This is a genomic window from Reyranella sp. (assembly GCF_965227665.1).
Taxonomy (GTDB): Bacteria; Pseudomonadota; Alphaproteobacteria; order Reyranellales; family Reyranellaceae; genus Reyranella.
Window position 1 is genome coordinate 2,162,501 of the sequence record NZ_OZ245767.1, and the last position, 19,112, is coordinate 2,181,612.

Here is a 19,112-nt window from a genome sequence, read left to right on the forward strand (position 1 = left end):
AGAAGCGCATAGATCCCGTCACTAATTACTCTATCCAACTTACGTCGAATTTCCGAACTAGCGACGACGAAAACAATTCATGCCGAAGCACGTCATGTTCGCCGCCGCCGGCGTATCCCTTTCCTAACAAACAATGCATAGAACACACGACCCTCGGGTCGGGACCTTCTTCGAGCGGCGCTTCCGGTGGGTCTCTCGACCCGTCCGCCTCAGCGTCTGAGGCGGTTCCGGCGGCCCCGCTCGTCGTCGGGAGCCGGGCTTATATGGGTCACCCCTCAGACCGTCAACGGGAAATTTAAGAATCCGTGACGATGACTCGAAGTCGCCAAAAACACCCTCGCACCTATTGTATTGTTGTGCGCCAGAAGCCTTTCCGGCATCAATATGTAGAGCGGCCGGCGAGCACAGATTTCTCTGGGCCGGCACCACCCTAACCCGAGGCCTGGACCTACCGGGCCCGCAATAGGTCAGCGGTCATGACGGACTTCCCCCCTCCGTCGGACCGGCCGAAAAGCGCCAAGGGCGCGACTTTTGGGCTGTTCCGGCCTGTCCTCTTCGCGATCGGCGTCATCGGACTGGCGATGGGAGGGCTTGTCCTCAGCCATCGATCGAATCCGCAGATCGCAGCCTTGCCGCCCAAGGCTGAGCCTGGGCCAGCCGCGGTCGAGCAACAGGCACCGCCTCCGTCGGTTCCCGTGATCCTGGCGGATTCCCAGCCGGCGCCCCCCGTGTCGGCGGCCGACTTCGGCAGATCGGGCTCACTCGATCTGCGCGGCTTCCAGATGAAGCCCCCGGAACCGTCCGCGTCAGACGCCGAACCGCAGGCCAGCGACGTCTACGAACTCACCTTGCGCCTCGAGAAGGGCGACACGGTCGAGAAGATGCTGGCCGACATCGACGTCGCTGAAGCCGAGCGCAGGCAGGTCGCGGAGAAGCTTCATTCGCTCCTGAAGAAACGGCGGCTCGCAGTCGGTGAGACGATCGAGCTCACGATGCAGACGATTCCCGAGCAGCCCGACACGCCACGTGTGTTGGCATTGTCCGTCCGTCCTCAACCGGAACGGGAGTACATCGTCAGCCGCAAGGACGACGGCAGCTACGAGGCGGAAGAGAAGATCTACAAGGTCAGCCCGCGCATCGTGAGGGTCGAAGGCGAGCGCGACGGCTCGCTGCAGCAAAGCGGCGTCAAGGCCGGCGCGCCTTCCGCCGCGATGGTCGAGTTCGTGCGCGCGCTCTCCTACGATGTCGACTTCCAGCGCGAGTTGAAGCAGGGGCAGAAGTTCACCGTGCTGCTCGAGCAGTTGGTCACGAGCGACGGCAAGGTCACCCATCCCGGCAGGCTGCTGGCGGGAGAGCTGCGGCTGATGAAGCGGACCGTTGTCGTCATGCGCTATCGCCCTCAGGGTGGGGCGGACGGCTTTTTCAACCCGCAAGGCGAGAGTGTCGTGCGGTCCTTCCTGCGCACACCGATGGATGCCTCACGCATCACCTCGCGCTTCGGCATGCGCGAGCATCCCATCCTGGGCTTCAGCGCGTTGCATGCCGGCGTGGATTTCGCGGCGCCCCCGGGCACGCCGATCCTCGCCGCCGGCAACGGCAGGGTGATTGCGGCAGGCCCCAACGGCGGCTACGGACTCTACGTGAAGTTGCAGCACACGCAGGATGTGGCGACCGCCTATGCCCACTTGTCCCGCGTCGGACCGGGCATCAAGCCCGGCGTGCAAGTACGCCAGGGCCAGGTGATCGGCTTCGTCGGATCGACCGGCATGTCGACCGGTCCGCACCTTCACTACGAGTTCCTGAAGGGCGGCAAGCACGTCAATCCGCTGACCCAGAAGTTCGCCATGCGCGGCACGGTGGGGGGCAAGGATGCGGCACGTTTCCACGCGCTGGCGAAGCAGTATCTCGCCCAGTTGAAGAGCGCCCCGGTGGCCGGTGAGCCGGCCATCCCTGCGGCGACCAAGCCCGCCCCAAAGAAAACGGCGCAGGCTCCGAAGGAACCTGCGCCGTCGCTCGTTGCCAGGAACAACTAGCGTTCGTCAGTCGGCGGCGTCGCTCATCACGCGCTCGCCCCCGACCGTCAGTTCTCCATTCTCGACGCCGACCTCGACGGTGTCGCCGTCGCGGATCTTGCCCTCGAGAAGCTGCGTCGCCAGCGGATTCTGCAGGCTGCGCTGGATCACCCGCTTCAGCGGCCGCGCCCCGTAGACCGGGTCGTAGCCGCGGTTGGCCAGCCACTGCAGGGCCTTGCCGTCGATCTTCAGCTCGATCTTGCGGTCGGCCAGGAGCTTGAACAGCTTCTGGATCTGCACCGCGACGATGTCCGTCATGTGCGCCCGGCTCAGCCGGTTGAACAGCAGGATCTCGTCGAGACGGTTCAGGAACTCCGGCCGGAACGCCCGCCGCACCTCTTCCATGACCTGCTCGCGCACCGATTCGGTGGACTCGCCGTCCTTCAGGGCCGCCAGATGCGAGCTGCCGAGGTTGGACGTCAGGATGATCAGCGTGTTCTTGAAGTCGACCGTGCGGCCCTGCCCGTCGGTCAGGCGACCGTCGTCCAGCACCTGCAGCAGCACGTTGAACACGTCCGGATGCGCCTTCTCGACCTCGTCGAACAGGATCACCTGGTAGGGCCGCCGCCGCACCGCCTCGGTGAGGACACCGCCCTCGTCGTAGCCGACATAGCCCGGCGGGGCGCCGATCAGGCGGCTCACCGAATGCTTCTCCATGAACTCGCTCATGTCGATGCGCACCATCGCGGTGTCGTCGTCGAACAGGAACGCCGCGATCGCCTTGGTGAGCTCGGTCTTGCCGACGCCCGTCGGACCCAGGAACAGGAACGAACCGATGGGACGGTTCGGGTCCTGCAGGCCCGCGCGGGCGCGACGCACCGCGTTCGCCACCGCGACGACAGCCTCGTCCTGGCCGATCACCCGCTTGTGGATCTCCTCTTCCATGCGCAGGAGCTTGGAGCGCTCGCCTTCAAGCATCTTGTCGACGGGCACGCCGGTCCACCGCGACACGACGGCCGCGATATCCTCGGGCATGACCTCTTCCTTGACGCCCTTGCCGCCCGCGACCTCATGGGTCTCGGCTTCCTTGAGCTTCTTCTCGAGGTCGGGGATCACGCCGTAGGCCAGCTCGCCCGCCTTGGCGAGTTCGCCCCGGCGCTGCGCGATGTCGAGCTCGGAGCGCGCCTTGTCGAGCTGCTCCTTTACCTTCTGCGAATCGGCCAGCTTGTCCTTCGCCGAGGTCCACTGCGCCGTCAGCGCCGCCGACTTCTGCTCGAGCTCGGACAGCTCCTTCTCGAGGCGCTCGAGCCGGTCGCGCGACGCGGAGTCGCTTTCCTTCTTGAGCGCTTCCTTCTCGATCTTGAGCTGCATGATGCGCCGGTCGAGTTCGTCCAGCGCCTCGGGCTTGCTATCGACCTGCATGCGGATGCGGCTGGCGGCCTCGTCCATCAGATCGATCGCCTTGTCCGGCAGGAACCGGTCGGCGATGTAGCGGTTGGACAGGGTCGCCGCGGCCACGATCGAGGAGTCCGCGATCCGGACGCCGTGATGCAGCTCGTACTTCTCCTTCAGGCCGCGCAGGATCGAGATCGTGTCCTCGACCGTCGGCTCGGCCACGAAGACGGGCTGGAAGCGCCGCGCGAGGGCGGCATCCTTCTCGATGTGCTTGCGGTACTCGTCCAGCGTCGTGGCGCCCACGCAATGCAGTTCACCGCGCGCCAGGGCGGGCTTCAGCATGTTGGAGGCATCCATCGCGCCGTCGGCCTTGCCGGCCCCGATCAGCGTGTGCAGCTCGTCGATGAAGACGATGATCTCACCCTCGGCCGACGAGATTTCCGACAGCACGGCCTTGAGCCGCTCCTCGAACTCGCCGCGGAACTTGGCGCCCGCGACCATCGAGCCGAGGTCGAGCGACATCAGCTTCTTGTTCTTGAGCGATTCCGGCACGTCGTCGTTGACGATGCGCAGCGCGAGGCCTTCGGCGATGGCCGTCTTGCCGACGCCCGGCTCGCCGATCAACACCGGGTTGTTCTTGGTCCGGCGGCTCAGCACCTGGATGGTGCGGCGGATCTCCTCGTCGCGACCGATCACCGGGTCGAGTTTGCCGTCGCGGGCCGCCTGCGTGAGGTCGCGGGCATACTTCTTCAGCGCATCGTAGCTGTCCTCGGCCGAGGCCGAATCGGCCGTGCGGCCCTTGCGCAGCTCCTGTACGGCCTTCTCGAGGGGCTGGGGCTTCACCCCGCCCGTGGCCAGCGCCTCGGCCGCCGGAGTGCCCTTGGCGAGCACCAGCGCGATCAGCATGCGCTCGACCGTGACGAAGGAGTCGCCCGCCTTCTCGGCGATCGCCTCGGCCTGTTCGAACAGGCGCGCGGTCTCCGGCGCCAGATAGATCTGCCCGGCACCCTGGCCTTCGACCTTGGGCTGCTTGGCGAGGTTGGCCTCGACGGCGCGGTAGACCGCGCGGGAATCGCCGCCCGCCGAGCCGATCAGGTTGGCCGCGAGGCCTTCCGGATCGTCGAGCAGGACCTTGAGAATATGGTCGGGAATAAGCCGCTGGTGGCCTTCACGCAGCGCCATCATCTGGGCGCTCTGCAGGAAGCCCCGCATGCGCTCTGTGTATTTTTCCTGGTTCATCACTAACCCTTTCCTTTACGCCCCCGTCGAGCGGCGGGCGGAAGAGCGGACCCTCTCTGTAGAAGCATCCTGAAGGCGATATGGGATCGGATCGGCTCGCTGCAAGACCTCATCGTCCGTGCGGCTTTCGCCTGTAACGGAGGCGGGTTAAGAACGCCGGCCACTCAATACCCGGAGCTCAATATGTCAGGCGGACACGGCCACATTGACGGATCGAACAAGAAAATTGCCCTGCTGGTCGCCATTCTTGCGGCCCTGCTGGCCGTGTCGGAAATGGGCGGCAAGAGTTCCCAGACGAACTCGCTGGCCAGCCACATCGACGCGTCCAACCTGTGGTCCTTCTTCCAGTCCAAGACCATCCGGCAGACGACCTTGCGCACCGCCGCCGAAGAGGTCGAGGCCACCTACAAGGACGGTCCGGCGCCGATGCCCCCGGCCCTCAAGGCGCAGGCCGACCGGTGGCGCCAGACGGCGCAGCGCTACGATACCGAGCCCGAGACCGGGGAAGGCCGCAAGGAGCTGGCCGCGCGTGCCAAGATCAAGGAAGAGCATCGCGACCGGTCGCTGTCGGCCTATCACATGTTCGAATACGGCTCGGCCTGCTTCCAGCTGGCCATCGTGCTGGCGGGCGCCGCCGCCCTCACGTCGGTGATCTGGCTGACCTTCCTGTCGGTCGGCCTCGGCGTGGTGGGCTTCGCCTTCACCGTGCTGGCCTTCGTCGCCCCGACACTGATCCACCTGTAGGACCAATGAAAACGCCCGCAGGCGATTGCCAGCGGGCGTCTTCAATAGATGGATCGTCGCTGGCGGGTTAGCCGCGTCGGCCGCCGCTGGCGGGAACGAACTCCGGCACCTCGGGCTGCTCGTCGACCGCCGGGTCGTTATTGATCGGCGCGCTGCGGCCCTTCTGAAGAAAAGCCACGCCGTTCAGACCGGGCTCTTCTTCGACTTGCTCGGCTTGGCGACGGTCAGGCTGGCGACGTTCGGGCTGGCGACGTTCGGGCTGGCGATCGGCCTGGCGATCGGTCTGACGATCGGATTGCCGATTGTCGGCCGGACGGTCAGCTTGGCGATTGTCGGCTTGAGTATCCGATTGACGATTCTCGGACTGGCGATTGTCAGCCTGCCGATGATCGGCCTGGCGACCATCGCCCTGCCCCTCGGCGGCCTGGTTCTGATCGGGCTGTTCGCCACGACCACCACGCTCGTTGGACGGCGCATGATCGCTGCCAGTCTGCTGCGGCTGACCGCCGGGCTGGCCTTGCTGCTGTCCCGTTTGATCGGGTTGGCCTTCTTCGCCATTTTCGCCCCAACCGAGGTTGTTGCGTTGGACGAAGCCGCCCTGGGCCTGGATCATCCGATAATAGTGATCGGCATATTGCCAATAGGACTCGGCCAGAATGCGATCACCGGAGGACGCCGCCTCTCGGGCCAGCGACTGATATTTGTCGAAAACCTGGTGCGCGTTGCCGCGAACCCGGACGTCGGGGCCACTGCTATCGAAAATCTGATTTCGATTGGCCGGACGGTTCGAATTGTAATTCTGGGGCTTGTGATGGTGGTTGTTTCCACCGCCGCCACCGCCGCCGCCACCATTGCGACCGCCGCGCGACCGCTGACGATTGTTTGGTCTCATTAACCTAGGGCCAGTTGCACGCCGGACGGATGTTGTTGGAGCCCCTCTGCCCTTCCCGGGCGCCGTCACGGCTGAATTTCAGGGGAGTTGGTGTCCGCCGCTACAGACCGGTCGGACCAAGGCCCCCCAAGGGGTAAAAGGAACCTAGTCTCATTCCCCCTGATTGCCAACCGATTAATGCTGGGCCGGCACGACTCGTGCGATCCCGCCCAAATCCTGCCGGGGCGGCTTGGGCGTCAGGCCCGCGGCGCCAAAAAGAGCCGCGATATCCGGTGCCTGGCCCTCGCCTGCCTCGACGACCGCCCAGCCGCCCGCAACGACGAGCCGGGGCGCCTCCGCGGCGATGATGCGATACGCCGTAAGCCCGTCGGTGCCGCCGTCGAGGGCCAGCCGGGGCTCATGGGCCGCCACCTCCGGCATCAACCCGTCCACCACGGCGCTCTCGATGTAGGGTGGATTGGAGACCAGCAGGTCGAAAGGCCCGTCCAGTTGGTCCGTCCAGCCGGCCTGCCGCCAGTCACCCGTCGACAGGCGCGCCCGGGAGGCCACGCCGAGCGCGTCGGCATTGGCCTGGGCGATGGCGAGCGCCGCCTCCGAGGCATCGATCCCGACGCCGGTCGCCTGCGGATACTCCCGCAGCAAGGTGAGGAGCAGGCAGCCCGATCCCAGGCCGAGGTCGAGGATCCGCAGCTTGCGGCTGCGGTCAGGCAGCAGGTCGAGCACCGTTTCGATCACCGTCTCGCTGTCCGGGCGCGGGATCAGAACCGCCGGCGAGACCTTGAATGGCAGCCCCCAGAATTCGCGTTCGCCCAGGATGTAGGCCATCGGCTCGCGCCGCACTCGCCGCGCCGTGAGCTCGCGCAGGGTCGTTGCCACGGCAGACGGCGCCGGATCGCGCCCGCGCGAGATCAACTGCTCGATCGTCAGACCTGCCGCGCGGCTGATCAGCAGGCGAGCTTCAAAGCGAACATTGTCGATCCCCGCCGCCGTCAGGGCGACGGCGGTATCGCGCAACAGAGCATCGTAGGAGGCGTGCTCCGCCACCGGTCAGGCCGCGAGCTCCGCCAGGCGCGAGGCCTCATCCTCGGAGGTCAGGGCATCGACGAGCGCGTCCAGACCGCGGCCGTCGAGCACCTCGGCAAGATTGTAGAGCGTGAGGTTGATCCGGTGATCGGTCACCCGGCTCTGCGGGAAGTTGTAGGTGCGGATGCGCTCGCTGCGGTCGCCGCTGCCAACCTGGCCCTTGCGGTCGGCGGAGCGCAGATCGTCGAGCCGCTGGCGCTCGGCATCGTAGAGACGCGCGCGCAGGATCTTCATCGCCTTGGCGCGGTTCTTGTGCTGGCTCTTCTCGTCCTGCTGGCTGACCACGACGCCGGTCGGGATGTGCGTGATGCGCACCGCCGAGTCGGTCGTATTGACCGACTGTCCGCCCGGCCCCGAGGCGCGGAACACGTCGATGCGCAGGTCCTTCTCGTCGATCTTGATGTCGACCTCCTCGGCCTCCGGCAGGACGGCAACCGTTGCCGCCGAGGTATGGATGCGGCCCTGGGCCTCGGTCGCGGGCACACGCTGCACGCGATGCACGCCGGACTCGAACTTGAGGCGGGCGAACACGTTGCGACCGGTCACCGTGGCGATCGCCTCGCGGTAGCCGCCGATGCCGGTGTCCGACAACTCCATGACCTCGAACTTCCAGCCCTTTTCGGCCGCGTAGCGTTGGTACATGCGGAACAGGTCGGCCGCGAACAGGGCTGCCTCGTCGCCGCCGGTGCCGGCGCGGATTTCCAGGATGGCGTTCTTCTCGTCGGCCGCATCCTTGGGCAGCAGCATGCGCTTCACGGTGCGCTCCAGCTCGGGCAGGCGCTTCCTGAGTTCGGCCGCCTCTTCCTCCGCCATCGCCTTCATGTCGGGATCGGAGGCCATCGCCTCGGTATCCTTGAGTTCGCGCTCGGCCTTCTGCCATTCGTTCACCGCCTCGACCAGCGGGCCGAGATCGGCATATTCCTTCGAGGCCGCGACGAACTTCTGCGAATCGAGGGTGCCGGCAGAGAGAGCCGCCTGCAGCTCGGCATGGCGCGTCACGATCTGGTTGAGTTTCAATAACAGCGACATCTCAAACCTTCAGGGCTTCAGCGAGACCGTCGAGCGACACTTCGCGCTGGGCGCCGCTGTCGAGATCCTTGAGCTGCGCCACGCCCTTGGCCAGCTCGTCGTCTCCGATGATCAGTGCGGCGCGGGCGTTGAGCTTGTTGGCCCGCTGCATGCGCCGTTTCATATTGCCGCGATAGTCCTGTTCGACGGCGAAGCCCTGCTTGCGCAGGCTCCGCGCGATGCCAAGCGCCTTGGCCTCGGCCGCCGCGCCTAAAGGCGCAATGACGACGGGCCGCGGCAGGGGCTTGGGCTCGTCGGCCAGCATCATCAGCCGCTCGATGCCGCCTGCCCAGCCGATGCCGGCCGTCGGAGGGCCGCCCAGCTCGGCGATCAGCCCGTCATAGCGGCCGCCGCCCAGCACCGTGCCTTGGGCGCCGAGATGCGTGGTCACGAACTCGAAGGCAGTGTGGGTGTAGTAGTCGAGGCCGCGCACCAGCGCCGGATCGACCTCGAAGGCGACGCCGGCGGCCGAGAGCCCGTCCTGCACCGACTTGAAGAAGTCGCGGCTCGCCTCGTTGAGGTGATCGCTGAAGCTCGGCGCCTGCGCGTTGATCGCCTTGTCGCCTTCGTCCTTGCTGTCGAGGATGCGCAGCGGGTTGCGCGCCAAGCGATTGCGCGAATCCTCCGAGAGCTTGTCCACGTGACCGGAATAATAGTCGGTCAGGACCTTGCGGTAGCCGGCCCGGCTCTCCGGATCGCCGAGCGAATTGATCTTGAGCACGCAGCGGTCGAGGATCGTGAGCCGGTCGAGGATGTCGGCCGCGACGGAGATCACCTCGATGTCGGCGCCGGGCTCGGGCGCGCCCAGCACCTCGAGATCGATCTGGTGGAACTGGCGCTGCCGTCCCTTCTGCGGTCGCTCGTAGCGGAACATCGGGCCCGCCGCGAAGACCTTCAGCGGCAGCTGCTGCGCCAGCTCGCCGTTCGACACGAAGGCACGGCAGATTCCAGCCGTGTACTCCGGCCGTAGGGTCAGCGATTCGTCGCCGCGATCCTTGAACGTGTACATCTCCTTCGAAACCACGTCGGTCGTCTCGCCGATGCCGCGGGCGAACAACTCGGTGAACTCGAAGATCGGCGTCGCCATCTCGCGATAGCCGTAGAGGCGCGCCACGTCGCGCGCGGTGTCGACGACATGCGCGAAGCGCCGGTAGTCGTCGGGGAGGATATCGTGCGTGCCACGCACGGGTTGCATCTTGCTCACGGGAAATCGCCTCGAAAAATCGTCGGAAGGGAAGGGCCTGGGATCGCTACTCGGCAGCGGTGCGATGTCGCTCGGCTTCTTCCACCTTGGCGGCCTCGATCTCGGCCGCCTTCTTTTCGATCAGCTCGACCAGATGGTCGACGACGTTGCCGTCCTTCAGCCGATGGTGCGGAACGCCGGCGATATAGACCTGGTGGGTATTGGAGCCGCCGCCGGTGAAGCCGATGTCGGTTTCGCGCGCCTCCCCGGGCCCGTTCACGACACAGCCGATCACCGACACCGTCATGGGCGTCGTGATGTGGGCGACGCGCTTCTCCAGCGCCTCGACGGTGCGGATGACGTCGTACTGCTGGCGCGCGCAGGACGGGCAGGAAATGACGTTCACCCCGCGATGCCGCAGGTTCAGCGCCTTCAGCATCTCGAAGCCGACGCGGACTTCTTCCTCGGGCTCGGCCGAGAGCGAGACCCGGATCGTGTCGCCGATACCGGCCCACAGAAGCGAGCCCATGCCGATCGACGACTTCACCGTGCCTGTGCGCGTGCCGCCCGCCTCGGTCACGCCGACATGCAGGGGGTAGTCGCAGGCTTCGGCCAGTTGCTGGTAGGCGGCGACCGCCAGGAAGACGTCGGACGCCTTCACGCTGATCTTGAACTCATGGAAGTCGTGATCCTGCAGGATGCGCGCATGGTCGAGCGCGCTCTCGACCATCGCCTCAGGGCAGGGTTCGCCGTACTTCTCCAGCAGGTCCTTCTCCAGGGAACCGGCATTGACGCCGATGCGCATGGAACAGCCGTGGTCCTTGGCGGCCTTGACGACCTCGCGCACCCGGTCGGCGCTGCCGATGTTGCCTGGGTTGATGCGCAGGCAGGCGGCGCCTGCCTCGGCAGCCTCGATGGCGCGCTTATAGTGAAAGTGGATGTCGGCCACGATCGGGACCTTCGCGGCCCGCACGATCAGGGGCAGCGCCGCCGTCGACTCCTCGTCGGGGCAGGACACGCGGATGATGTCCACACCCACCTCTTCGCAGCGGCGGATCTGGGCGATGGTCGCGTCGGCGTCCGCGGTCAGCGTGTTGGTCATGGTCTGCACCGTGATCGGCGAATCGCCGCCCACCGGTACGGACCCGACCATCACGCGCCGCGACTTGCGGCGCTGGATATCGCGGTACGGTCTGATGCTCATGGGGACAATGTAGCGGCGGCGCCCCGCCTCCGCCAGCCGGCGGCCGTTACAATGACGCGACGCGGGTTACCGGGCCTCGGTGATACGGTAGGCGATGCCTGCGGGAACGACGTAGCTTTCGCCGGCACGGACATAGGTCTGGGTCAGCACGTCACCATTGGGCGCGCGCAGCTCGACCCAGCTGTTGCTCTTCACGCTGATCGGCGTGTTGACGCGGACCGGAATCGGCGGCGGTACGGCCGGGGCCGCCTCCGGCGCACGGGCCGTGGCTTCCTCGACAGACGTGCGCGGCTGGTCGATCCGCGGCGGTTCGATGGTGGCGGGTGGTTGGGCGGCCTGCGCCTGGCCGATCGACGGGACAGCCATCACCACGGGCGGCGGCGGCGCCGGAACGGCGACCACGACCGGCGGCGGCGCCAGAGGCGCAGCCGGAGCGCTGCTCTCGACGCGCTGGGCGGGCCAGACCTGGGCGGGCAACGAACCGTCGATGGTGCGCGTGTCCGGTGCCGGGGCGGTCGGCAGCTTCGCGACGAACGGATTGGGCGCGGCAGCCGGCGGGCTCGGCCGCTCCGACAGCAGACGGTCCGGCACGGGCGGAACCTTCTGCGCGACGACGGCCTGATCGCGGGGCATGTAGTTCCACACGCCGTAACCTGCGGCGACGACGAGCAGAACGGTAAGGACCGCGAGACCGATCGGGGCGCGCCGCTCCATGACAGGGAAATTGGCCGGCAGCGTCACGGGGCGCTTGATCGGAACGGCACCCGACAGATGATAGGCGGTCAGGACCTTCTCGGCGTCGAGACCGAGATGAGTCGCGTAAGCGCGCAGGAAGGCCGGAATATACGCGGCACCGGGGAGCTGGTCGTAGCGACCGTCTTCGATCGCTTCGAGGTGAGAACGCCGGATGCGGATGCTCTTCTCGACTTGAGTCAGGTCCAGACCGCGTGCCTCGCGTTGATCGCGTAGGAGTCGACCGACCGCCTGGCCTGGTCCGGCCTCGCGTTCAATCGCCCGCCAGTCAACCTGATCCGGCATTGAAATTCCCTACTTGTCCCCTCGTCGCGACTCTTAGCAGAGGGCCCATGACAGGGCAAAAGCGATTCGACTTTCCGTCGTTAAATTTCGATCGCGTGATCGGCGGCGAAGAGACGCAACGTCTCACGCAACGGACGATCCGGTTGCGTAAGCGCAGTGGTCATGAAACCTGCCGCCTCGTTGAGATCGAGCGAACGGATCATCGCCTTCACCGGGCCGATCGCACCGGGCGACATCGAAAGAGAGCGTATGCCTATTGAAAGCAACGCAAGTGCCTCGACCGGACGTCCCGCCATTTCTCCGCACACAGCAACGTCCACTCCCGCGGGACGCACTTTGTTCACTACAAAATGTAGCAGTCGCAGCAGCGCTGGGGACAAGCTGTCGTAACGGCCAGCAATGCGAGTGTTGCCGCGATCGGCGGCATAGAGGAACTGCAGGAGATCGTTCGTGCCGATCGAAATGAAATCGACATGAGGCACCAGACTGTCGAGTTGCCACGCCAGCGCCGGCACCTCGAACATGACACCGACCCGCAAACTTTCGGGCACGGGCTGTCCGCGCCGCTTCGAACGATCGAGTTCGAGATCGAGCAAGTGGCGCGCCCGTAGCAATTCGGTGACCTCGGCGATCATGGGGAACATGATCGACAGCGGACGTCCGTTCGCGGCGAGGATCATGGCGCGCAGCTGACGGCGCAGCATCGCCGGCCGATCGAGCCCGATGCGGATCGCGCGCCAGCCCATGGCGGGATTCTCGTCACCGAAGGCACCGATATAGGGGAGGACCTTGTCGCCGCCGACATCGAGGGTCCGAAAAACAACGGGCCGTCCGTCCGCAAGATCGAGCACGCGCCCGTAAAGCCAGGCTTGTGCATCGACGTCGGGAAACTCCGAACGCACCATGAACGGGATCTCCGTCCGATAGAGCCCGACACCGTCGGCGCCCGTATCGTCGAGATGCTGCATGTCGATCAGCAGGCCGGCATTCATGTTGAGCGAGATGCGCGCCTGATCGCGCGTTGCCGGGGGCAGGTCGCGGAGCGCCGCATACTTGCGGCGGCGCTCCGCGCGCGCGTCGAGTGCGAGATGAACCGTCTGGAGAATGTCCTCCGCCGGCCGCACCAGGACCTGGGCATTGTCGCCGTCGACCACGATCGGATCGCCCGCCTCGACCCTCGCCAGCACGTTGGGCGCGCGGCCGACCACCGGAATGTCGAGGGCGCGCGCCACGATCGCCACATGGCTGAGTGCCGAGCCCTCCTCCAGCACGAGGCCCCGCAGGCGGGTGCGGTCGTAGTCGAGCAGCTCGGCCGGTCCCATGTCGCGAGCCACCACGATCATGTCGTCCGGCAAGGTGCTGGGATCGGTCGCGACGCGACCGGTGAGACGCAGCAGCAACCGGTTGCTGAGGTCCTGCAGGTCGCTCAGCCGCTCGCGGATATAGGGATCGGTCGACTGGCCGAGGCGCGTGCGGACATCGTCGAACGCACGCTGTACGCCGGCCTCGGCAGTGAGGCCGGAATCTATGGCCTCACGCACCCGCTCGGCCCAGCCGCGATCGTCCACGAACATGCGGAAGGTCTCGAGAATCTCGCGCTGCTCGCCCGACTGCATGTCGTGCGCCTCGAGCATGCGGTCGACATCTTCGCGTACGCCGCGCAGCGCCTCGAGGAAGCGCACCTTCTCCTGCTCGACATCTTCCGCGACGACCCGCTGGATGACGATGCGGGGCTCGTGCAGCACCGCCCGGCCGATCGCGACGCCGGGCGTGAGCTGCACGCCGTCGACGCGCAGCGGCAGCAGCCCGATGCCGTCGACCTGCTGGACCTCGTTGGGACTGACGACGTGGCTGGCCGAGACCAGTTCCGCCAGCACCATGGCGATGGTCTGCAGCGTCTCGACTTCTTCCTCGTCGTACTGGCGGCGGGTCCGGTTCTGGACAACCAGGACGCCCAGCACCCGGCCGGCGCGCACGATCGGCACGCCCGCCAGCGAATGATAGATTTCCTCGCCGGTCTCGGGGCGGTAGGCGAATTGCGGATGATGCTGGGCGTCGTCCAGCGCCAACGGCCTGCCATGGGCCGCGATGTCGCCGACCAGACCCTCGCCGACCCGCAGGCGCGTCGAGTGGACAGCCGAGGGATTCAGGCCCTGGGTTGCGAACAGCTCAAGGACTTCGCCCGCGCGCAACAGGTAAATCGAGCAGACCTCGGCCACCATCTCGTTGGCGACCAGACGCACGACCTCGCCCAGCGTCACTTCGACGGACTCGGCACGCGCCATCGTGTCCCGGAGCCGCTTGAGGAGCATTCGCGGTCCGGCCAGGGGAGTTGATCTCTCCATGGTCAGACCGCTGGATGCTTGAGTCGAATGACGACGAAGCTGCGGTCGATGACGCAGGCGCAAACTCGCCAGGCCGCGGCCGCCGGATTCACCGGTCGGGCGTTGCAGCAAGGCATATGGGCGAGTGCGGCGTCCATGCGCCGCTTATAGCAAGAGCCGCGCCGGACTGCCTACCGGCTAATTCGCAGAGTCCAGCCGCGAATTAGGGGCGTTCCAATACTGTTTGAAGGGAATCTTCAGGCCGCGTCCAGTTCATACGCAGTGTGAAGCGCCCGCACCGCCAACTCGGTGTATTCGGCAGCCACCAGCACGCTGATCTTGATTTCCGAGGTCGAGATGACCTGGATGTTGATGCCCTTGGCGGCGAGGGTCTCGAACATCTTGAGCGCGACACCGGCGTGACTGCGCATGCCGACGCCGATCACCGAGACCTTGGAGACGTTGAGATCGGACTTCACCTCGGCGAACTTCAGCTCGTCCTTCGCGCGCTCGAGCTGCTGCACCGCACGCGCAAGGTCGGGCTTGGGGACCGTGAAGGTCATGTCGGTCGAGCTGCCGTCGACCGAGACGTTCTGCACGATCATGTCGACGTTGATGTTCGCTGCCGCCAGCGGGCCGAAGATCGCCGCTGCGACACCGGGCCGGTCCGGCACCTGGGTCACGGTGATCTTCGCCTCGTCCTTGGCGAAGGCGATGCCGCTCACGACGGACTTCTCGAGGCCCTGGGCCATGATCTCTTCCTCGTCCACAACCAGAGTTCCGGGCAGGTCGCTGCCGAGCGCCTCGTCGAACGACGACAGCACCTGCACGCGCACATGATGGTTCATCGCCAGCTCGACCGAGCGCGTCTGCAGCACCTTCGAGCCGAGCGACGCCATTTCGAGCATTTCCTCGTAGGTCACGCGGTCGATCTTGCGGGCCTTTTCGACGATGCGCGGATCGGTCGTGTAGACGCCGTCGACATCGGTGTAGATGTCGCAGCGATCCGCCTTGAGCGCCGCCGCGAGCGCCACTGCCGACGTATCGGACCCGCCACGGCCCAGGGTCGTGATGCGACCTTCCGGCGATATACCCTGGAAGCCCGGCACCACGGGAACCTCGCCCGCCGCCATCGTCCGGGCCATCTCGACCGTGTCGATCTCCACGATGCGCGCCTTTGCGTAGGCGTCGTCGGTCTTGATCGGCAGCTGCCAGCCGACCCAGGAACGCGACTTGACCCCTTCCTGCTGCAGCGCCATCGCCAGCAGGCCGATCGTGACCTGCTCGCCGGTCGCCACGACGACGTCGTATTCGCGCGGATCGTGCAGCGGGGAGATCTCGTTCACCCACTTGACCAGCTGGTTGGTGGCGCCCGACATGGCGGAGACCACGACCGCAACCTCGTTGCCGCGCGCGACTTCGGCCTTCACCTTGCGCGCGACGTTCTTGATTCGATCCGTGTCGCCGACCGATGTACCGCCAAATTTCAGAACGATGCGCGCCATGAACCCACTCGAAGGGCAAGCCCCTGCCCGGAAAGCGGGCTATAGACACCGATGCTGCCATATGGGTCAAGAGAACCATGGTTGAAACCGCACAGATCCCCGCCGCCGGAACGATCGATCCCGACGACGTCGAACGTTTTTCCCGCATCGCCGACGAGTGGTGGGATCCGACCGGCAAGTTCGCGCCGCTGCACCGGCTGAACCCGGTGCGGATCGGCTACATCCGCGACCGGGTGGCGGCCCACTGGCAGCGGGACGCCCTGAACGGCGAACCGCTGAAGGGGCTGTCGCTGCTCGACATCGGCTGCGGCGGCGGCCTGCTCAGCGAGCCGATGACCCGGCTCGGCGCCTCGGTCACCGGGGTCGACGCCTCCCCGCGCAACATCGGCGTGGCCGCGCTCCATGCCGAAGCTCAGGGCCTCGCCATCGACTACCGCCAGGGCACGGCCGAGGCCCTGGTCGAGTCCGGCGCGCAGTTCGACGTCGTGCTGGCGCTCGAGATCGTCGAGCACGTGGCCGATGTCGATCTGTTCCTGCAGTCCTGCGGCCGCCTGGTGAAGCCGGGCGGGCTGCTCTTCCTGTCGACGCTCAACCGCACCGCAAAAGCCTGGGCGCTGGCCATCGTGGGCGCGGAATATGTGCTGGGCTGGTTGCCGCGCGGCACCCACGACTGGAAGAAATTCCTCAAGCCGTCCGAAGTCGCCCGCGGCCTGCGCGCCGGCGGCATCGAAACCCAGGAGATCGTGGGGGTGGTCTACGCACCGCTCAGCCGCAAATGGTCGCTCAACAGGAACGACCTGGACGTGAATTACATGCTCTACGGGGTGGCCGGGCCGAAATAGCGGCTGGGCAACGGGCTCAGTTGCCGCGCGGGATCCAGGGGAGGCGGCCGAACTCGATGCCTTCTTCGGCCAGTGCCGCCGCCTCGTCGTCGCTCGTCTCGCCGTATATGCCGCGCTTGTCGCTCTCGCCGTAGTGAATCTTGCGGGCCTCTTCGGCGAACTTGTCGCCGACATGCTCGCAGTTCTTCTCGACCTCGGCGCGGACCGCGAGAAGAGCCTCGCGCAGTTCCTTGGGCATCTGACGGGCCAGCGCGGCGATCTGCTGCTGTTGCTCCGGGGACGGCGTGGCGGGCGCTTCGGCGCCAGGCGCTTCGACGGCCACCGGCAGCGTGGCGTCCTTGCCCTTCTTGCCGATGCGCGGGGCCATCAAGGCACGCTCGACCTTGTCCGTGCCGCACACGGCACAGCCGATCAGGGATTTTTTCTCCTGACGTTCATAGGTCTTGCTGTCCTTGAACCAGCTGTCGAATTCATGGCCGTTGGCGCAGCGCAAGCGATACAAAATCATGACAGATGGAAAAATGGTGCCTTGTCGGGCTGGACGCAAGGCCCGATTGTCGCGCCCCGCTCCCCGGAGCCCGCCAGAAGCAGCCGTCAATGTCCCCGCAACCCTCCACCCTCAAGGCCGCCTTCTGGATGGCCGGCTGGCTCACGGCCATGCTCGTCATGGCGATCGCCGGCCGGGAGACGACGCGTGAACTCGACGTCTTCCAGATCATGGAGATGCGCTCCGTCATCGGCCTCGCCATGCTCTATCCGCTGATCCACCTGGCGGGCGGGTTCGGTAAGCTGAAGACGGCGCGGCCCTGGCAGCAGGTCGGCCGCAACATCGCCCATTACGGCGCGCAATTCGCCTGGTTCAAGGCGCTGACCCTGATCCCGCTGGCCCAGGTCATCTCCATCGAGTTCACCATGCCGATCTGGACCGCGATCCTGGCGGTCGCTTTCCTCGGCGAACGCATGGGCCTGTGGAAGAACCTCGCCGTGGCGCTGGGCGTGATCGGCGTCGTCATCATCGTGCGGCCCGGCACCAACGAGATCGTGCCCGGGCAGATCATCGCCCTGGCCGCCGCCGTCGGCTTCGCCATCTCGGTGACCATGGTGAAGTCGCTCACGCGCAGCGACAGCGTGGTAACCATCCTGTTCTGGATGCTGCTCATCCAGTCGATCATCGGCCTGGTGCCGGCGCTCGACGTGTGGCGCTGGCCCTCCGCCTATGTCTGGGCATGGATCATCGTCATCGCCTTCTGCGGCACCTTCTCCCACTACTGCCTGACGCGCGCGATGCTGCATGCCGACGCCACCGTCGTCGTGCCGATGGATTTCCTGCGCGTGCCGCTCGCCGCCCTTGCCGGCTGGCTGCTCTATGGCGAGCGGGTGGACACGTTGACGATCCTCGGCGCGGCGCTGATCCTCTCGGGCAACCTTCTGAACCTCAAGGGCGCGGGAGCACGCAAGAGATGACGGCCTCCTCCTGGGTCGCCGCCTGGGCCGGCCTCGTCCCGCCCGGCGTCGACGTTCTCGATCTCGCGGCCGGAAAGGGCCGCCACACCGCGTTCTTCGCCGCCCGTGGCCATCGGGTGACCGCGCTCGATCGCGACGTGAGCGCCCTTGTCCCGTCCGACACGGTCGAGGTGATCGCAGCCGATCTCGAGGACGGTTCGCCCTGGCCGCTGGCCGGCCGCCGCTTCGGCGCCATCGTCGTCACCAACTACCTGCACCGCCCGCTGTTCCCGCCCCTGTTCGAGACGCTGCTGCCCGGCGGCATCCTGCTCTACGAGACCTTCATGGAAGGCAACGAGCGCTTCGGAAAACCGAGCCGCCCGGCGTTCCTGCTGAAGGACGGCGAACTGCTCGACCTCGTGCGCGGGCGCTTCTCCGTGACCGCCTACGAGGCGCGCATGATCAGCCAGCCGAAGATGGCCATGGTGCAGAGGATCGCCGCCCGCCTCCTGTAGACGGCGCCACATCCACCCGTGCGACGATCGGCGCCGCAATTCCCTCATGATCCGACGCAAGAGTTTGGGATGCCGAACGACCAGATGCTGAGGCGATGGCGGCGGATCGACGTGCCCGGCCTCGAAGTCATGACGCTGTCGCGCAACGGGTCGGGTCTCTGCATCCGCTCCACGGTGATCCATGCCGGCGCAGAATGCTTCGCCCTCCGCTATTGCTGGAAACTCGATGCCTCGTGGCGAACGCGATCACTGTGCATCGACCGAACGGACGCCATCGAGAAATCGCTCCTGATCGAACGGACCGGCGACACGAGCTGGCGGGTCGATGGTGCGGACCGGCCCGACCTCGCGGGCTGTCACGAGGTCGACGTTTCCGCGACGCCCTTCTGCAACACGCTGGCAATGCGGCGGCTGGGCGGCGCCGACGGAGAGATACTGGCACTGTTCGTCGATGCGCCCGCCCTCACCTGCCAGCCGTCACGTCAACGCTACGAGCCGCTCGGCCCGCGTGCCTGGCGCTATCTCGACAAGGGCGTATCCGACGGCTTCACCGCAAGGCTCGACCTCGACGAGCACGGCCTCGTCCTGAAGTACGAGCATCTGTTCGAGGCTTTTTAGGATTCTG

16 protein-coding genes are annotated in these 19,112 nt (G+C 66.3%); 6 read left to right on the plus strand and 10 right to left on the minus strand.

The features are described 5' to 3' along the window. Positions 1–476 precede the first annotated feature (476 nt). A complete protein-coding gene (locus ACO07I_RS10485; protein ID WP_422017001.1) occupies positions 477–2,033 on the plus strand; it encodes a peptidoglycan DD-metalloendopeptidase family protein in 1,557 nt (518 codons plus the stop codon). A 6-nt stretch (positions 2,034–2,039) separates the two neighbouring features. On the opposite strand, the gene clpB is transcribed toward ACO07I_RS10485, so the two are convergent. Continuing rightward, entirely contained in the window at positions 2,040–4,646 is a 2,607-nt protein-coding gene (gene clpB / locus ACO07I_RS10490; RefSeq protein WP_422017003.1) for an ATP-dependent chaperone ClpB, read from the minus strand. A gap of 183 nt (positions 4,647–4,829) precedes the next feature. Between clpB and ACO07I_RS10495 the strand changes: the two genes are divergently transcribed. After that, positions 4,830–5,390 carry a DUF4337 domain-containing protein gene (locus ACO07I_RS10495; protein ID WP_422017005.1) on the plus strand — a complete coding sequence of 187 codons (561 nt, stop codon included), beginning with the start codon at positions 4,830–4,832 and terminating at the stop codon, positions 5,388–5,390. Positions 5,391–5,457: 67 nt separating this feature from the next. Here ACO07I_RS10495 and ACO07I_RS10500 read toward each other — a convergent pair whose 3' ends face one another. From ACO07I_RS10500 to ACO07I_RS10535, 8 genes are all read right to left on the minus strand, one after another. Then, positions 5,458–6,282, minus strand: a complete 825-nt coding sequence (locus tag ACO07I_RS10500) for a DUF4167 domain-containing protein (protein WP_422017007.1) — start codon at positions 6,280–6,282, stop codon at positions 5,458–5,460. 174 nt (positions 6,283–6,456) lie between these two features. Next, positions 6,457–7,296 carry a peptide chain release factor N(5)-glutamine methyltransferase gene (prmC, locus tag ACO07I_RS10505; protein ID WP_422017009.1) on the minus strand — a complete coding sequence of 280 codons (840 nt, stop codon included), beginning with the start codon at positions 7,294–7,296 and terminating at the stop codon, positions 6,457–6,459. A 33-nt stretch (positions 7,297–7,329) separates the two neighbouring features. After that, on the minus strand, positions 7,330–8,394 hold the full coding sequence (gene prfA / locus ACO07I_RS10510; protein WP_422017011.1) for a peptide chain release factor 1: 1,065 nt from the start codon (positions 8,392–8,394) through the stop codon (positions 7,330–7,332). Position 8,395: 1 nt separating this feature from the next. Further along, on the minus strand, positions 8,396–9,628 hold the full coding sequence (hisS, locus tag ACO07I_RS10515) for a histidine--tRNA ligase (RefSeq protein WP_422018219.1): 1,233 nt from the start codon (positions 9,626–9,628) through the stop codon (positions 8,396–8,398). Positions 9,629–9,683: 55 nt separating this feature from the next. Further along, on the minus strand, positions 9,684–10,820 hold the full coding sequence (ispG, locus tag ACO07I_RS10520) for a flavodoxin-dependent (E)-4-hydroxy-3-methylbut-2-enyl-diphosphate synthase (RefSeq protein ID WP_422017013.1): 1,137 nt from the start codon (positions 10,818–10,820) through the stop codon (positions 9,684–9,686). Between the two features lie 66 nt (positions 10,821–10,886). Further along, complete coding sequence (locus tag ACO07I_RS10525) at positions 10,887–11,858, minus strand: helix-turn-helix domain-containing protein (RefSeq protein ID WP_422017015.1); 972 nt, start codon at positions 11,856–11,858, stop codon at positions 10,887–10,889. Between the two features lie 80 nt (positions 11,859–11,938). Then, on the minus strand, positions 11,939–14,170 hold the full coding sequence (gene ptsP / locus ACO07I_RS10530) for a phosphoenolpyruvate--protein phosphotransferase (RefSeq protein WP_422017017.1): 2,232 nt from the start codon (positions 14,168–14,170) through the stop codon (positions 11,939–11,941). A gap of 269 nt (positions 14,171–14,439) precedes the next feature. Further along, complete coding sequence (locus tag ACO07I_RS10535) at positions 14,440–15,687, minus strand: aspartate kinase (protein ID WP_422017019.1); 1,248 nt, start codon at positions 15,685–15,687, stop codon at positions 14,440–14,442. A 77-nt stretch (positions 15,688–15,764) separates the two neighbouring features. Between ACO07I_RS10535 and ubiG the strand changes: the two genes are divergently transcribed. Continuing rightward, a complete protein-coding gene (gene ubiG, locus ACO07I_RS10540; protein WP_422017021.1) occupies positions 15,765–16,529 on the plus strand; it encodes a bifunctional 2-polyprenyl-6-hydroxyphenol methylase/3-demethylubiquinol 3-O-methyltransferase UbiG in 765 nt (254 codons plus the stop codon). Between the two features lie 16 nt (positions 16,530–16,545). On the opposite strand, the gene ACO07I_RS10545 is transcribed toward ubiG, so the two are convergent. Further along, positions 16,546–17,037, minus strand: a complete 492-nt coding sequence (locus ACO07I_RS10545) for a DUF1178 family protein (protein ID WP_422017023.1) — start codon at positions 17,035–17,037, stop codon at positions 16,546–16,548. An 89-nt stretch (positions 17,038–17,126) separates the two neighbouring features. Between ACO07I_RS10545 and ACO07I_RS10550 the strand changes: the two genes are divergently transcribed. From ACO07I_RS10550 to ACO07I_RS10560, 3 genes are all read left to right on the plus strand, one after another. After that, a complete protein-coding gene (locus tag ACO07I_RS10550; RefSeq protein WP_422017025.1) occupies positions 17,127–17,993 on the plus strand; it encodes a DMT family transporter in 867 nt (288 codons plus the stop codon). Further along, a complete protein-coding gene (locus ACO07I_RS10555; protein ID WP_422017027.1) occupies positions 17,990–18,487 on the plus strand; it encodes a class I SAM-dependent methyltransferase in 498 nt (165 codons plus the stop codon). The genes ACO07I_RS10550 and ACO07I_RS10555 overlap by 4 nt, the downstream gene beginning before the upstream one ends. Positions 18,488–18,556: 69 nt before the next feature. Continuing rightward, positions 18,557–19,105, plus strand: coding sequence for a putative glycolipid-binding domain-containing protein (locus ACO07I_RS10560; RefSeq protein ID WP_422017029.1), 549 nt, complete (start codon positions 18,557–18,559; stop codon positions 19,103–19,105). Positions 19,106–19,112 lie beyond the last annotated feature (7 nt).